Origin of the sequence: Knoellia sp. LjRoot47 (assembly GCF_964253435.1) — a bacterium.
Taxonomy (GTDB): Bacteria; Actinomycetota; Actinomycetes; order Actinomycetales; family Dermatophilaceae; genus Knoellia.
In genome coordinates, this window is sequence record NZ_CAXUQS020000001.1 from 1642412 (window position 1) to 1657158 (window position 14747).

Annotated in this window: 14 protein-coding genes and 3 tRNA genes; 4 read left to right on the forward strand and 13 right to left on the reverse strand. The window is 71.2% G+C overall.

Going from position 1 to position 14747, the window contains the following annotated elements; all coding sequences use genetic code 11:
- Nucleotides 1–52: 52 nt before the first annotated feature.
- The 3 genes from ACSQ11_RS08015 to ACSQ11_RS08025 form a co-directional block, all read right to left on the reverse strand.
- Complete coding sequence (locus ACSQ11_RS08015) at nt 53–814, reverse strand: GAF and ANTAR domain-containing protein (RefSeq protein ID WP_436004613.1); 762 nt, start codon at nt 812–814, stop codon at nt 53–55.
- 138 nt (nt 815–952) lie between these two features.
- Nucleotides 953–2380 carry an SDR family NAD(P)-dependent oxidoreductase gene (locus tag ACSQ11_RS08020; RefSeq protein ID WP_436004614.1) on the reverse strand — a complete coding sequence of 476 codons (1428 nt, stop codon included), beginning with the start codon at nt 2378–2380 and terminating at the stop codon, nt 953–955.
- Nucleotides 2377–3999: a phytoene desaturase family protein gene (locus tag ACSQ11_RS08025; RefSeq protein ID WP_436004615.1), complete on the reverse strand. Its 1623-nt coding sequence runs from the start codon at nt 3997–3999 to the stop codon at nt 2377–2379. The genes ACSQ11_RS08020 and ACSQ11_RS08025 overlap by 4 nt, the downstream gene beginning before the upstream one ends.
- Nucleotides 4000–4334: 335 nt before the next feature.
- Between ACSQ11_RS08025 and ACSQ11_RS08030 the strand changes: the two genes are divergently transcribed.
- Complete coding sequence (locus tag ACSQ11_RS08030; RefSeq protein ID WP_436004616.1) at nt 4335–5132, forward strand: sigma-70 family RNA polymerase sigma factor; 798 nt, start codon at nt 4335–4337, stop codon at nt 5130–5132.
- Between the two features lie 173 nt (nt 5133–5305).
- Here ACSQ11_RS08030 and ACSQ11_RS08035 read toward each other — a convergent pair whose 3' ends face one another.
- From ACSQ11_RS08035 to ACSQ11_RS08045, 3 genes are all read right to left on the reverse strand, one after another.
- Complete coding sequence (locus ACSQ11_RS08035) at nt 5306–6019, reverse strand: GAF domain-containing protein (RefSeq protein ID WP_436004617.1); 714 nt, start codon at nt 6017–6019, stop codon at nt 5306–5308.
- A 242-nt stretch (nt 6020–6261) separates the two neighbouring features.
- On the reverse strand, nt 6262–7170 hold the full coding sequence (locus ACSQ11_RS08040; protein WP_436004618.1) for a cation diffusion facilitator family transporter: 909 nt from the start codon (nt 7168–7170) through the stop codon (nt 6262–6264).
- Nucleotides 7167–7544, reverse strand: coding sequence for an ArsR/SmtB family transcription factor (locus ACSQ11_RS08045; RefSeq protein ID WP_436004619.1), 378 nt, complete (start codon nt 7542–7544; stop codon nt 7167–7169). The genes ACSQ11_RS08040 and ACSQ11_RS08045 overlap by 4 nt, the downstream gene beginning before the upstream one ends.
- Before the next feature lie 114 nt (nt 7545–7658).
- Here ACSQ11_RS08045 and ACSQ11_RS08050 point away from each other — a divergent pair, with 114 nt between their 5' ends.
- Nucleotides 7659–8294: a hypothetical protein gene (locus ACSQ11_RS08050; RefSeq protein ID WP_436004620.1), complete on the forward strand. Its 636-nt coding sequence runs from the start codon at nt 7659–7661 to the stop codon at nt 8292–8294.
- 77 nt (nt 8295–8371) lie between these two features.
- On the opposite strand, the gene ACSQ11_RS08055 is transcribed toward ACSQ11_RS08050, so the two are convergent.
- The 3 genes from ACSQ11_RS08055 to ACSQ11_RS08065 form a co-directional block, all read right to left on the reverse strand.
- A tRNA-Phe gene (locus ACSQ11_RS08055) sits at nt 8372–8448 on the reverse strand.
- A gap of 140 nt (nt 8449–8588) precedes the next feature.
- Entirely contained in the window at nt 8589–10076 is a 1488-nt protein-coding gene (locus ACSQ11_RS08060; protein WP_436004621.1) for a peptide MFS transporter, read from the reverse strand.
- A gap of 42 nt (nt 10077–10118) precedes the next feature.
- Entirely contained in the window at nt 10119–10463 is a 345-nt protein-coding gene (locus ACSQ11_RS08065) for a DUF2200 domain-containing protein (RefSeq protein WP_436004622.1), read from the reverse strand.
- Between the two features lie 62 nt (nt 10464–10525).
- Between ACSQ11_RS08065 and ACSQ11_RS08070 the strand changes: the two genes are divergently transcribed.
- A complete protein-coding gene (locus ACSQ11_RS08070) occupies nt 10526–11449 on the forward strand; it encodes an NADP-dependent oxidoreductase (protein WP_436004623.1) in 924 nt (307 codons plus the stop codon).
- A gap of 73 nt (nt 11450–11522) precedes the next feature.
- On the opposite strand, the gene ACSQ11_RS08075 is transcribed toward ACSQ11_RS08070, so the two are convergent.
- The 4 genes from ACSQ11_RS08075 to ACSQ11_RS08090 all read right to left on the reverse strand — a co-directional run bounded on the left by ACSQ11_RS08075 (nt 11523) and on the right by ACSQ11_RS08090 (nt 13330).
- Nucleotides 11523–11596, reverse strand: a tRNA-Asp gene (locus tag ACSQ11_RS08075).
- A gap of 26 nt (nt 11597–11622) precedes the next feature.
- Nucleotides 11623–11695: transfer RNA gene (locus tag ACSQ11_RS08080), tRNA-Glu, on the reverse strand.
- A 202-nt stretch (nt 11696–11897) separates the two neighbouring features.
- The gene (locus ACSQ11_RS08085) at nt 11898–12272 is read right to left on the reverse strand and encodes a GntR family transcriptional regulator (RefSeq protein ID WP_436004624.1); all 375 of its coding nucleotides are present in this window, start codon (nt 12270–12272) and stop codon (nt 11898–11900) included.
- A complete protein-coding gene (locus tag ACSQ11_RS08090) occupies nt 12272–13330 on the reverse strand; it encodes a PHP domain-containing protein (RefSeq protein ID WP_436004625.1) in 1059 nt (352 codons plus the stop codon). Before ACSQ11_RS08090 ends, ACSQ11_RS08085 begins: the two co-directional genes overlap by 1 nt.
- Before the next feature lie 49 nt (nt 13331–13379).
- On the opposite strand from ACSQ11_RS08090, the gene ACSQ11_RS08095 reads away from it, so the two are divergent.
- The gene (locus ACSQ11_RS08095; protein ID WP_436004626.1) at nt 13380–14714 is read left to right on the forward strand and encodes an alpha-hydroxy-acid oxidizing protein; all 1335 of its coding nucleotides are present in this window, start codon (nt 13380–13382) and stop codon (nt 14712–14714) included.
- Nucleotides 14715–14747 lie beyond the last annotated feature (33 nt).

Genomic DNA, 14747 nt, shown 5'->3' on the forward strand with positions numbered 1-14747 from the left:
GGCGACGGGAGGCCCACGGCCGAAGGTCCTGACGCAGGCCCCCCTGAGCGTGTCAGGCGGTGCCGGTGCCGTCCACGACCTCGTCGTCCGGCAGCGGAGAGGAGGCCCGCACCGGAAGCGCGCCGGTCCGCTCGACCTCCTCCGCGACGTCGCGCAGCTTGCGGTTGAGGTGCTGGCTGGCGCGGCGGAGCACCGAGAAGGCCTCCTTCGAGGTGATGCGTCGCTGCGCCATGAGGATGCCGATCGCCGTCCCGATCTGGCGGCTGCTCGACAGGGCGGCCTCGAAGTTGCGGGCGTCACGCTCGCGCAGGGTGTGCTCGACGGACAGGGCCGCGAACGGCGCGAAGATCGAGGCGACCGCGAGCTCGAGCTCGCCGAAGGCGTCACGTTCGCGCGAGTAGAAGTTCATCGCCGCCTGGTCCTGGCCCACCATGGCGAGGCGGATCGACAGCATGCTCAGGACCCCGGTCTCCTCGACGCACCTCGGACCGAACCGGGGCCAGCGCTCGTCGGTGTCCAGCTGTCCGGCGATCTCGGCCGTCTCTGCCTCGGCGGCGTCGAGACAGGGTCCCTCGCCGAGGGCGTACTGGATCCGGTCGACGTTGCGCGAGAGCTCGTCGGTGGAGCTGACGGTGTGGGGTGCCTGCTTGGGGCGCAGGAGCGTCAGCCCGCAGTGGTGGGTCGACGGTACGGCCATGGCAGCGAAGCGGACGACCCGGTCGGGGTCGAGGCCCGAGCCATCGGTGGCCAGGAGTGCAGCGCTGAGCTCACTGAACTGTGTGCCCAGGTGCTGCATGAGCTGGACGGTTTCCATGAGAGTCACCACCTCGATCTCGGCAGAGCGGTGACGCGACGGGTCGGGCGCACCGCATCCCTGTCCATCCACCGTAGGCCAGTCACCTCGACGATCGGCACTCCCGTGCGCCCTCTCTGGTCGACGCGCGCCTGAGGCTCAGCCGGAGCCGGCGACGAGGCCGGATGACCCCTTGGCGAGATAGGCGAGACGTCGCAGCGCCTCGGAGTTGCGGGGCAGGATCATCGCCTGCCGCACAATGCGCGGCGGCAGTGAGCCCGGCCCGGAGATGGCGTCCTCGGTCATGGTCACGGTGCAGCTCTGCGGGCCGTCGGGCTCGATGTCGATCTCGACCCGTGCCTCGCCCAGTGGCCAGCCCCGCGCCTTGAGCACGAGGCGACGCCCGGTGACGCACTCCTCGACGCTCGTGGTGTCCGAGAGCAGCGCCGGCCACAGCCCCACCGAGTGGTGGATGCGCGAGCCGGGCGCGGGCCAGGCCGTGTCGACGTCGCGGATGCGGGCGGTGCCCACGACCCAAGTCGCATAGCTCCACCCGTCGGCGAGCACGTCCCAGACGCGATCGGCCGAGGCGGCGACCGTGCGCCGCTGCGGCTGTCCCTGCGTCGTCAGGTGCTGGTCGGTGTCGTCCATCGTGTTCTCCTCCATGTCGAGGGCGCGTCTGGCGCCCGTGGTGCTGGCCAGCCATCCGCCGCTGAGGGCTTCGGCCTCCGGTCGTGGTTCGAGAACATTGCCCGGGGTGTCGGCCACCCCGCTCCCGGCCTGCAGCGCCACCCGGTTCATGAGCGGGCCGACGAGGCGGTCGTAGATGGCCGGCATGGCGCGGAAGCCCATCACGGTCAGGGCGTTGCCCGCCCCGACGTTGACCTCGCGACGCGGCCGGTCGAGGCAGCCCATCACCGCATCGGCGACGGCGAAGGCGTCGACCCTCGGGGGCGGTGGCTGACCGTGCCGCCCCAGGTAGGTGCCGGCCTGACGGTAGACCGGAGTGTCCACCCCGCCGGGCGAGACGAGCGAGACCTGGATGCCGGGTTCGTCACGTGTCTCCAGCTGCAGCGAGCGCACGAGTCCGTGCACGCCCCACTTCGCGGTCGTGTAGGTCGACATCCCGGGGACGGCCGTCTTGCCCAGCAGCGACCCGATGACGACGAGACGACCGCGGCCAGCGAGCCGGAATCGGGACAGGGCCTCACGGCATACGCGCGTCGTCCCCATCAGCGTGGTGTCGAGAGCGGACTCGAACACCTCGTCGGGCACGTCCTCGAAGCGACCGTAGGCGAGCGTCGCCGCAGAGTGGACGACGACGTCGAGACTCCCGGTCTCGTCGTCCGCCAGCTCGAAGGCCGCTCGTACCGACGCGGTGTCCCGGACGTCCGCCACGGCGACGACGGCGGTGCCGCCCGCCCTCCGGCACGCCTGTGCCGCGCGCTCCAGCGAGCCTGTGTCGCGCCCCACCAGGACGACGGTCCAGCCGCCGCGCGAGAGGGCGAGCGCCGTGGCCAGCCCGATGCCGCTCGAGGCGCCGGTGACCAGGGCGCTGCCCGCAGCCGAAGGCTCGACGCGGCTCATCGTCCGCGCTCCGGGTCGCGCAGCACGCGGTCCCATGCGGTGCCCACGAGGGCCCGGCGCAGTGCCCGACCGGGACGCTCCGCCGCCAGCGCGGCGCGTGCGGCGTTCCAGCCGCAGGCACCATGGACGCCACCACCGGGGTGCGCGGAGGCACTCGCGAGGAAGAGTCCGGCGACGGGCGTCTCGGGCCGGCCCAGCCCGGGGGTGGGCCGCATGAAGAGCTGCTGGTGCAGACCGGACGTCCCGCCGTTGATGGCACCTCCGACGAGGTTGGCGTCCCACTCCTCGAGCAGCTGCGGCGACTGCACGTGCTCGCCGACGACGTGGTCGGTGAAGCCCGGCGCCACCTCCTCGACTGCCGAGCGCATGCGGTCGACGTGCTTGGCCAGGTCGTCGGCCTGCCAGCCCATCCCGCTGGGGACGTGCGTATAGGCCCAGGCCGACTCGGTGCCGGCGGGGGAGCGACTGGGGTCGGCGGTGGTCATCTGGCCGAAGAGGAGGAACGGGCGCTCGGGGACACGGCCCAGGGAGATGTCCTTGGCAGCCTCGAGCAGCCCGTCGTTGTCGACACCCAGGTGGACCGTGCCGGCGCCGTCGAGGCCCGCACCGGACCACGGCACCGGGGAGTCGAGGGCCCAGTTGACCTTGATCGTCGCGCCGTCCCACTCGAACCGGTCGAGGTCGCGACGGACCCTCTCCGGGACGGCGTCGGCGGGCAGGAGATCGCGATAGAGCGCAGGAGCCACGACGTCGGCGAGCACCGCCCGACGCGCGCGCACCGTGCCACCTCCAGCGAGCTCGACGCCCACGGCGCGGCCACCGCGGACCATGACGCTCGAGACCGGGCTCCCGGTACGGAACTCGGCGCCATGCTTCTCGGCCCGGCGGCGCAGCGACTCGGCGAGGACCCCGGCGCCGCCCTCCGGGACGGGGAAGCCGACGTCCTGACCGAGCATGCACAGCAGCCATCCGAAGAAGCCGCTGCCGGCGCCGTCGGGCGGGAGGTCGCTGTGCATGGCGTTGCCGGAGAGGAGCGCGGGACCTCCGTCGCCACCGAAGCTCTCCGAGCCGAGGCGGCGCACGGGGACGACCCCGAGACGGGCCAGGTCGACGAGCCCGGCGGCACGCTGCGTACGGAGGACCGACAGCATGGCTCGCACCGGCGGGAACGGCGTGAACAGGGCGTCGAGGAGCGGTCCCCGGACGCGCGACCACTGCCGATGAAGGGCCAGCCAGGCCTCGCCGTCGCCCGGGTGGAACTCCTCCAGCCCGGCGGCGGTGTCCTCCGGCGATCGGTGGAGCACCGCGGCGCGGCCGTCGGGGAACGCGTGACCGACGACCGACGGGGCATGGCGCCACCGAAGCCCGTGCTCCTCGAGGTGGAGGTCGCGGATGACCGGACTCGCCTGGGCGAGAGGGTAGAACGCACTGAAGAGGTCGGTGACGTAGCCGGGCGCCACGATCTCGGCGCTGCGGACCGCGCCACCGACGGAGTCCTGGGCCTCGAGGACGAGGACGCTCCAGCCCGCGTCGGCCAGCGCGTTGGCGGCGACGAGCCCGTTGGGTCCGGCGCCGATGACCACCGCATCCACCGTCTCGGGATGGCCACCGGTCTGCACAGGTCGGTCCTCTCGTCGTCCGTCGTCCGTCGTTCGTCGTCCGTCGCTCGTCGTCACGGTCGATCGGAGATGGCGCGACCGCACGCCCCGCCTCGGAGGGCACGCTCTCGAGCCGGCGTGCGGCCGCACAGGCTCTTGCCCTCCTCGTCGCGTGTTCAAACGTACCCACCGCGGACAGAGTCGGGGCGCTCCGGCGACCCGGATCCGAGGGCCATGAAGAGATGGTCCTCCTCCCAGTGGTGTTCGTGTCCGGAATCGTGGTCGGATGGAGGGACACGTTCACACCCCATGGTCCAAACCCGGCGCCATCTCCTCGCAGGAAGGATGGCGCCGGCATGACCGTCACACCGTTGAACCGCAGGCTCCCCTCGACGTTCGTCGAGTCGCGCGAAGAGGGTTGCGCAGAGGCCGAACGTCTCCTCGACAGCATCTCGGATCCGTCGAGTCCGGAGGCTGAGAGGTGCCGTCACGACGCCGTGCTGCTCAGTCTCGAGCTCGCCGACACGGTCGCGCACCGCTACAGCGGCCGTGGCATCGAGGACGACGACCTCGTGCAGGTCGCGCGGATGGCTCTCGTCAAAGCGGTTCGGGGCTACCGGCCCGGCCGGGGCCACAGCTTCGCCGCGTACGCCGTGCCCACGATGTCGGGCGAGATCAAGCGCTACTTCCGCGACAAGGGATGGGCCGTGCGACCTCCACGACGCCTTCAGGAGAGGCGCGCCCAGCTCATCGCCGCCGAGGAGATGTTGCGGCACGAGCTCGGTCGTGAGCCGAGCCGCGTCGAGCTCGCCGATCGGTTGGGCCTCGAGCCCGCAGAGCTGGGGGAGACGCAGGCGTGCTTGTCGGCCTACCAGACGCAGTCGCTCGACGCCGCGTCGCCGGAGGGACGTCGTGCACCGGAGATCGAGCTCGACGGTGACGACGAGGTCAACAGGCTCGTCCAGAGCGACGCCCTCGGTCGGGCGCTGCGAGGGCTCACCGAGCGAGAGCGGACCATCGTCCACCTGAGGTTCATCGAGGAGCAGACCCAGGTGGAGATCGGAACGGCCCTCGGGGTGAGCCAGATGCAGGTGTCACGACTCCTCGGATCGATCCTGCGGCGACTGCGCTCCTCGCTGGAGCAGGCCGCCTGATCGCGCCGCAGGTCAGCAGGGCCGCCGGTGGGGACGGGCGAACGAGGCCTTCATGTGTGTTTGGGATCCCGGGGGGACGGGGTAGGGGAGCGGTGGGTGACTTGGACTCACGAAGTGACCCGGAGGGCCGAGGCGGTTGAAACCTCCAGCTGCCTTGGTCCGCCGAACCCTTGTCACAGCAGACCGGTTCGCACCACGTCGTCGGCGATGGCGGCGAGCTTGCGGTTGGTGTCCTGACTTCGCCGGCGGAGCATCGCGAAGGCGGTCCGTTCGTCGACGCGGTGGCCGTGCATGAGGATCCCGATCGCCGTGCCGATGCGCCGGCTGGTGCGCAGGGCGATCTCGAGGTTGTCGGCCCGCTCCTGCTCCTCCGCCGCCTGGAGCGCCACGGCCGCATGTGCTGCGAAGACGGCGAAGATGGCCACGGCCGACTCGCTGAAGGCGTTGCGGCGGTGGGCGAAGGCGTTGAGGGTCCCGATGACGTTGTCCCCGACGAACAACCGGTGCGACATGAGGCTGTTCACACCGACGTGCCCCACGGCACGCGTCGCGAAGTTGGGCCAGTGGTGCTCCTGGGCGAGGTCACCGGTCACGAAGGTCGGGTCCTCGTCGAGCCCGTCGAGGTGTGGTCCTTCTCCGGTGTCGAACTGGATCTGGTGGATGGCTCGTGGCAGGTCGCTCGTGGCGGCAACCGTGCGGAACCCGTCGCCGTGCCGGACGGTGATCGACGCGTGGTCTGCGTCGATGACCGTGACGGCCAGCTCGCAGACGGTTTGCAGGGTCCCCAGCCGGCCGCCCTCGTTCTGCAGGGCGTGGGCCAGCTCCGCCAGCTCACGAGCCACTCCCGGTTCGAGCTCGCCCTCGGGCGCCGGGACAGAAGGTGTCATCGATGACTGCTCCGGTACAAAACGACGGCTCGTCCGACCGGCTCGTGGTTTGACCGCTGACGCTCCCGCGAGCAGGACTCTATACAAGTCCGGGCGCCGTTCCGCAATCAGGCGGTCGTGTCGCCAAGCGTCCCGCGCGCACCGCCCGATCAGGAGTGGGGACCGGTGCGCGAGAGGGAGAGTGGCGATGGCTCGGGTGGAGGCCGGCGCCACGGCATACGGGAGTGTCGGGCCGCCACCGGTCACCAGTCGACACCGCGGCACTGCTTGTCGCTCGTCTCCACCTGCAGGGTGGCGTGGGCGATGTCGAACTGCTCGCGCAGGACGGTCGTGGCTCCGTCGAGCACCCCGTCGGCAGGGCCTGCGGCGACGAGGTGGGCCGTCGCGACGTCCATGCCCGACGTGAGGGTCCAGACGTGGAGGTCATGGACCTCGCTCACACCGTCGACGGCCTCGAGGGCCCGGAGGACGTCCTCGGGCACGGCGTTCGCCGGAGCGTGCTGGCCGAGGACGGCGACGACCTCGCGACCGAGCCGGAGCGCACGGACCATGACGAACGCACCGATCGCGAGGGCGACGACGGTGTCCCAGACCGGCGAACCGGTGGTGAGGACGAGGGCCGCCGCGACGATGACGCCGATCGAGCCCACCGTGTCGGCGACGACCTCGAGGTAGGCGCCCTTGACGTTGAGGCTCTCGGAGGCGCCGCCGCGCAGCAGGAGCAGCGAGACGACGTTGACGACGAGGCCGATGCCGCCGACGACGAACATCGCGGTGGAGCCGACCTCGGTCGCCGCGCCGATCCGGCCGATCGCCTCGACGACGGTGTAGACCGAGACGCCGACCATGACGAGCACGGCGAGGCCGGAGGCGAAGATCTCGGCACGGTACGAACCGAAGGTGCGCCGACCCGTGGTGTCGGGGCGCGTGGCGATGCGGGTGGCGACGAGCGCAGCGCCAAGGGTGACGACGTCTGCGGCCATGTGCCCGGCATCGGAGAGCAGGGCCAGCGACTGCGAGAGGATCCCGGCGACGAGCTCGACGCCGAAGAACGCGGCAACGAGCCCGAAGGCGATGGCCAGGCGCCAGCGGTGTCGGCCCCCCGCGTGGCCGTGTGCACCGGCTCCTGCTCCGTGCGAGTGCCCGCTCATGCGGTGCTCGTGTGGACGACGTGCTCGCGCGTGATGTCGAGCAGCATCCGGACGTGCCCGTCGGAGAGTCGGTAGAAGACGTTGCGGCCCTCCCGCCGGCCGGCGACGACCCCCGACGCGCGGAGCATCCGCAGTGCCTGGCTGACCGTCGACTCTGCCGTCGAGGTGGCCGCGGCGAGGTCGCAGACGCACAGCTCGCCGGCCTCGAGCAGGGCGTAGAGCAGGCGGGTGCGGGTCGGGTCGCCGAGCAGCTTGAAGACCTGGGTGACGACCGAGAGCTCGTCGGGGTCGGGTGCGTTGGCGACGACCAGCGCGACCTTGTCCGGGTGGACGCAGCCGTCGGTGCACGCGTCGAGGGCGACGGCCTGGCTCATGGGGACCTCCGAGATCTGAACGATTGTTCAGATGTTAGCGGCGTCGTTCGGCTGCGCTCGGGTGCGGGTCGCCCCTAGCGTGGAGGCAGTAGCTGGCGCCGGAAGGAGCAGGCCATGACGAGGATGCCGATGCCCGCGCCCAGGGCACGCCTGTACCCCCTGCGCGAGCTGGCCTCCGCCGTGACGAGCGTGCACCATCTCCCGCACCACCGACGACGCCTGACGATCGACCACCAGCCGCTCGTCCGGGTCACGCCCGCGATGCTGCTCTGGTGGTTCCGTCATCTCGGCGGCGAGATGGACTACGGCGGCCGCCGGGTGTCGAACTACCTCGTGTGGCACCCCGAGGACCACATCCGCTGGGAGCTCTCCCGGCCTGCACCCGGTGGTGGCGCCGGGGAGGGGGCCCGGTTCCGCATCGTCGAGGCCTTCCAGCGGCGGCCCGAGTTCTACGTTGACTCGACCGAGACGGTCGAGAAGCTCGACGAGACGGGGATCCGGCTCGTGCGGCGCCTCGCGGGCGTGCCGGTGTTCCAGTTGGAACACACGTGGTCCCAGGGGGCGGGCGGCACGCACTATGTGAGCGTCATGGACCTCGGGGCGAGGAGCCGGGCGTTCACGCCGGTCAACCGCGTCCTCACACGGCGGACCTTCCCCGACGCCATGGCTCGCGCCTGGCTGCGGCACAACGTCGAGGAGGTCGGGCTGCTCGAGCACCTCCTGCCGACGCTCCTCGACCACGAGGGCTGACCGGGCCCACGGCTCGCGCACCACCGCCGGGAACGACGACACCGCAGGTGCCGGGACGGCATACCTGCGGTGTCGGGTGGTGGCCAGGGACGGGGTCGAACCGTCGACCTTCCGATTTTCAGTCGGACGCTCGTACCAACTGAGCTACCTGGCCGAGTCCTCACAGTCACTCGGCACGGGGCCGGTCCTGCTCGAACAACAGCGCCAGGTCGCCCTGACGCGACGGCAACTATAACCCATCCGGCGGGGCCGGTTCACGCTCGCCCGAGCGCCCGGACCCCGCCGGCGAGTGCCTCAGCGCACCCCGGCCATGAGCCGCGTGATCCACCGGTTGCCGGCCACCATGAGCAGCCCGACGACGATGGACGCGAGCCCGAGGAAGAGGAAGTAGGGCTTCTCGTTGTCGGTGTCGTAGAACCCGGCGAGCGAACCGGCACCGGCCGAGCCGACGGCGACGGACAGGAAGAACAGCGCGATCATCTGGGTGTGGAACGCCTCGGGGGCGAGCTTGGTCGACAGCGACTGGCCCACCGGCGACAGGCAGAGCTCGGCGATGGTGAACCAGAAGAGGATGAGGACGAGCGCGAGCAGCGGGGTGCTGTTCGCGCCACCACCGGTGAACGGCAGGAACAGCAGGAACGCCACCCCCATGAAGATCGTGCCGAGGGCGAACTTGATCGGCGACGACGGCTGCCGCGACCCCAGGCGGGTCCACATCGCCGCGAAGACACCGGCGAGGACGATGATGAAGATCGGGTTGATCGACGTGACCCAGCTCGGCGGCATCTCCCACCCGAGGAGAGAGCGGTCGAGCCGCTCGTCGGCATAGAGCGCGACGACGGTGAACTGCTGCTGGAACAGCGACCAGAAGACCGCGCTCGCGACGAACATCGGGATGAACGAGACGACCCGGCTGCGCTCCTCCTTCGTGATGCGCCTGCTCGTGAGCATGACCGTGAAGAGCGCGACGGCCGCGACGAGGGTGATGCCGACGACGATGTCCGACAGGCGCTCCGCCGTGATGACGCCGGTCACCGACAGCAGCGCGACGAGAGCGACGACGGCAGCCGTGATGACGGCATACCGGATCCGCCCGGCGCGGTCGAGCGGGTTGGTGACCTCGCTGCCCGCGTCGCCGATGGTGGAGCGGCGCAGCGCGAGGTACTGGACGAGGCCGACGGCCATGCCGATGGCGGCGAGCCCGAAGCCCCAGTGGAAGCCCTTCATGTCCCAGATGAGACCGGTGAGGAGCGGGCCGACGAGCGCACCGAGGTTGACGCCCATGTAGTAGATCGAGAACGCCGCGTCACGCCGCTCGTCGCCCCGGTCGTACATGTCACCGAGGACCGAGCTCGTCGTCGTCTTGAGCGAGCCCGAGCCGACGGCGATGCAGACGAGACCGATGCCGACACCGACGAGGTTGGGCAGCAGGGCGAGCGCGATGTGGCCGCACATGATCGTCACCGCGGCGACCGTGAGGGTCCGCTCGGCGCCCAGCAGGCGGTCCGCGACCCACGCGCCGAGGACGGCCGAGAGGTAGACGAGCCCGCCGTAGGCGCCGACGATCGAGGTCGCCGCCTCCTGCGAGAGGCCGAGTCCGCCGTCGCTCAGCCGGTAGTACAGGTAGTAGACGAGGATGCCCTGCATCCCGTAGAAGCTGAACCGCTCCCACATCTCGATGCCGGCCAGGTTGGCCAAGCCCATCGGGTGGCCGAAGAAGCGGCGGTCCTCGTGCTGCGTGCGGTCCGTGACCGCGGTGTCGTGTGAAGTCACGTCCTCCATCTCAACACGGAGGAGCGTGATCCCACCACACGGCCAGCTCGCTCAGGCGCGCAGGACCTTGTCCATCGGCCGGCCCTTCGCGAGCTCGTCGACGAGCTTGTCGAGGAAGCGGATCCGCTGCATGAGCGGGTCCTCGACCTCCTGCACCTTGACCCCGCAGACGGAGCCGGTGATGAGCGACGTCTTCGGGTTGAGGTCGGCCTGGGCGAAGAAGTCCTCGAAGGTCGTCTCTTCGTCGAGGTGCCGCTGGAGCTCGGCGTCGTCGTACCCGGTGAGCCACCGGATGACCTCGTCGACCTCGTCCTTGGTCCGGCCCTTGCGCTCGGCCTTGGTCACGTAGTGCGGGTAGACCGACGCCACGCTCGTCGTGAAGATCCTGTGGCCCATGCCGTGAGCGTATGCCGTCCGCCCGCGGAATGCTGCCCCCTCACGCCGACGTTGGCCCGACCATGCGAGCCATCACCTACAGCGAGTACGGCACCCCCGACACCCTCACCCTCACCGACGTCCCGGACCCCAGGGTCGGGCCCGGCGAGGTCCTCATCCGGGTGCGCAGCGCCTCCGTCAACCCGGTCGACTGGAAGGTCATGGGCGGCTACCTCGACGGCCTCATGCAGGTCGACTTCCCGGCCATCCCCGGGTGGGACGTGGCCGGTGTCGTCGAGGCCGTCGGGCTGGACACCCCCGAGTACGCCGTGGGTGACGAGGTCATCGCCTACGCCCGCAAGGACTGGGTGCAGCACGGCACCTTCGCCGAGCTCGTCGCCGCGCCGGTCCGCACCGTCGCCCGCAAGCCCAAGAGCCTCGACTGGCATCAGGCCGCCGGCCTCCCGCTCGCCGGCCTCACGGCATACCAGCTCCTCAACCGGCTCGGCACGAGCAAGGGCGAGACGGTCCTCGTCCACGCCGCAGCCGGTGGCGTCGGCCTGCTCGCGGTCCAGATCGCCCGCCACCTCGGCGCGCGCGTCATCGGCACCGCCTCCGAGGGCAACCACGAGTTCCTGCGGGAGCTCGGTGCCGAGCCGGTGACCTACGGCGACGGGCTGGCCGAGCGCGTGCGCGAGCTGGCGCCGGACGGCGTCGACGTCGTCCTCGACCTCGTGGGCGGTGTGCTCGACACGACGAAGGCCGTTCTTGCAGAGGGCGGTCGGCACGGCTCGATCACCGACGGCACCGTCGCCGAGGCGGGCGGCCTCTCCGCCTGGGTGCGACCCGACGCCGCGGACCTGCAGGCGCTCGCGGGCCTGGCCGACGCCGGAGCGCTCACCGTTCCGGTGGCCGAGGTGTTCGCGCTCGAGGACGCGGCTCAGGCCTATGCGCTCAGCGCAGGCGGGCACGTGCGCGGCAAGATCGCGATCGAGGTCAGCGCCTGAGGCGCTCCCCGGACAGGCGAAGAGCCCCACACCATGCGGTGTGGGGCTCTTCGCTGCTGCTTCGCACTCTCTGCGACCCCGACGGGACTCGAACCCGCGACCTCCGCCGTGACAGGGCGGCGCGCTAACCAACTGCGCTACGGGGCCTTGTTGGTACAAGACCTTGACTTGCGTATCCCCAACGGGATTCGAACCCGTGCTACCGCCGTGAAAGGGCGGGGTCCTGGGCCGCTAGACGATGGGGACCCGTCTTCCGACAGGAACCCACGTCGCGCAGCGCGCAGCGCTCGGATCCGTCGTGGACTCGGAAAGCATAAGGGACTCTCGCGCAGGTTCCAAAACGAGCCGTTTTCGTGCTCGCAATGCGGTGTCTGCGAGTGCCGAAAGCGTCAGATCTGACGCCCTCGGCACTCACCACGACCCCCCTCTCGTATGCCGGCCGCCCGCCTCAGGCGCGTGCCTCCCGCAGCGCTGCGCGGACCAGGTCGATGGCCGCCGACTCGCTCAAGCCTGCCTTCGCGGCGGACAGGGCGTAGGCGGCGGCGCTGCGGTGGAGCGCGACGTCGGTGGCGTGGCCGCCTCCGGCGACGACGGTGCCCGCCCGGCGCCTCGTCGTGACCAGGCCCTCGGCCTCGAGCTCCTTGTAGGCGCGGGCCACGGTGTTGACGGCGAGCCCGAGGTCACCGGCGAGGGCGCGCACGGTGGGCAGCCGGTCGCCCTCGGCGAGGTTGCCCCGGGCGATGAGCCCGGCGAGCTGCGCACGAACCTGCTCGTACGGCGGCACGTGCGCCGTGACGTCCACCGTCAGGCGGAGGCCGCTCATCACTGGCTCCCCGGGTTGGCCCAGGCGTGGAGCCGGTCGGCGTCCCACGTCGTGACGATCCGGTCCCACGGGACGCCCAACCGCTCGGCGCGCTCGCACCCGTAGGCCTTCATGTCGAGCTGGCCCGGAGCGTGGGCGTCGGAGTCGATCGAGAACAGGCAGCCGATCTCGAGGGCGAGCTCGATGAGGTCGTCAGGCGGGTCCTGGCGCTCCGGGCGGCTGTTGATCTCGACGGCCGTGTCGCCCTCGAGGCAGGCCTCGAACACGGCACGCGCGTCGAAGTCGGACTGGGGGCGCTTGCCGCGCGACCCCTCGACGAGGCGCCCCGTGCAGTGGCCGAGGACGTTGACGCGAGGGTTGAGGACGGCGGCGACCATGCGCTTGGTCATCGGCGCGGAGTTCATCCTGAGCTTGCTGTGCACCGACGCCGTGACGAGATCGAGCTGCGCGAGCATGGCGTCGGTCTGGTCGAGCGCACCATCGTCGAGGATGTCGACCTCGATGCCCTTGAAGAGCCGGAACGCCTCTCCCACACCGCGGTTGATCGCGTCGACGATGGCGAGCTGCTTCGTCAGCCGCTCGACGGTGAGGCCGTTGGCGACGCGCAGCTGGGGGGAGTGGTCGGTGAGCACCATCCACTCGTGCCCGAGCTCGATGCCGGTGAGCACCATCTCGTCGATCGGCGACCCGCCGTCGGACCAGTCGGAGTGGAGGTGGCAGTCCCCGCGCAGCGCGGCATACAGGTCCTCGCCCCCGCTCGCGAGCAGACCACCGCTCTTGTCCTGCAACGACTCCAGGTATGCCGGCAGCTCACCTCGCGCGGCCTCCTCCACCACCGCTGACGTGGACTTGCCGATGCCGTGGATCTCCTGGAGCGTGCCGGCCTCGACCCGCTCCTGCAGCTCGTCGTCGCCGATCTCCTTGAGGGCCTTGACCGCGTTGCGGAAGGCCTCGACCCGGTAGGTGCCGGCCCGGTTGCGCTCGAGGAGGAACGCGATGCGGCGCAGCGCCTCGGTGGGTTCGACAGGGGCCTCGAGCGGGGGGAGGAGCGCAACCATGGCCCCATCCTCGCCCACACCTCCGACCGCCGCCGCTAGCGTGGCGCGGGTGAACGAGCAGACGCCGTCAGAGCCGACGACCGGACCCGGCCGCACGCGCCAGAGCGCGATCTACCGCCGGGGGACCCTTGGTCAGGTGCCGCGCGTGCCGACCCACCCGGACGAGCTGGAGAGCCGAGCGCGCAAGGCCATGAGCGAGCGCGCCTGGGCCTACGTCGCGGGCGGGGCCGGGGCGGGCGCGACGGTGAGCGCCAACCGGGCGGCCTTCGACCGGTGGCAGGTCGTGCCGCGGATGCTCCACGGCACCACCACCCGCGACCTGCGGACGGAGGTCCTCGGCACTCAGCTCGCCGCACCGGTGATGCTCGCCCCCGTGGGTGCGGCCGACCTCGTCTCCCCGGGGTCCGACGTCGCGATAGCCCGCGGCGCGGCAGCCGCCGGCACGCCCTACGTCTTCTCGACCCAGGGCTGCGTCCCGATGGAGGAGACGGCCGTGGTGATGGGTGACGTGCCGTGGTGGTACCAGCTCTACTGGTCGGTCGACGAGGGCCTCGTCGACTCGCTCATCGGGCGGGCGGAGGCCGCCGGTGCCAAGGCGCTGGTCGTCACCCTCGACACGACGATGCTCGGCTGGCGGACCCGTGACCTCGACCTCGGGTCTCTTCCGTTCACGCAGGGCATCGGGATCGCCCAGTACACCTCCGATCCGCGCTTCATGGAGATCGTGCGCGAGCGGGTCGCGGTTGCCGGGGACACCCCCTCGCCCCTCGCCGGGGCCAGGGGTGCCGAGAAGGTCGTCGCCGCGGCGAGTGGTGCGCGCACCCTCGTGCGCCAGGCCCGCCGCCACCCGGGCGGCACCCGAGACAACCTCCGCTCACCCGAGCCGCGGGCCGCGGTCGAGACCTTCCTCGACATCTACTCCAACCCCGGCCTGTCGTGGGGTCACATCGAGACGCTGCGCAGTCGCACGCGACTTCCGGTGCTGCTCAAGGGAATCCTCCACCCGGACGACGCGCAGCGGGCGTTCGACTCCGGGATGGACGGCGTCGTCGTGTCCAACCACGGTGGACGCCAGGTCGACCGGTCGATCGCCTCGCTCGACGCCCTCGTCGCGGTCCGGGAACGCGTCGGACCCGACCCCGTGGTGCTGCTCGACAGCGGCGTCCGGTCGGGCGCCGACGTGTTCGTCGCGCTCGCGCTCGGTGCCGACGCCACGCTGCTCGGGCGCCCGCACATCTACGGGTTGGCGCTCGACGGCGCCGACGGGGTGCAGGCGGTCGTCGAGGACGTCGTCGCCGAGCTCGACCTCACCATGGGGCTGGCCGGTGCCGCGAGCCTCGCCGACATCCGGTCCGGCGGCTTCGTCGAGCGCCGCACCACCTGACTTTCCGTCGGCCGGCTCGTTTGTCGGGGGTAC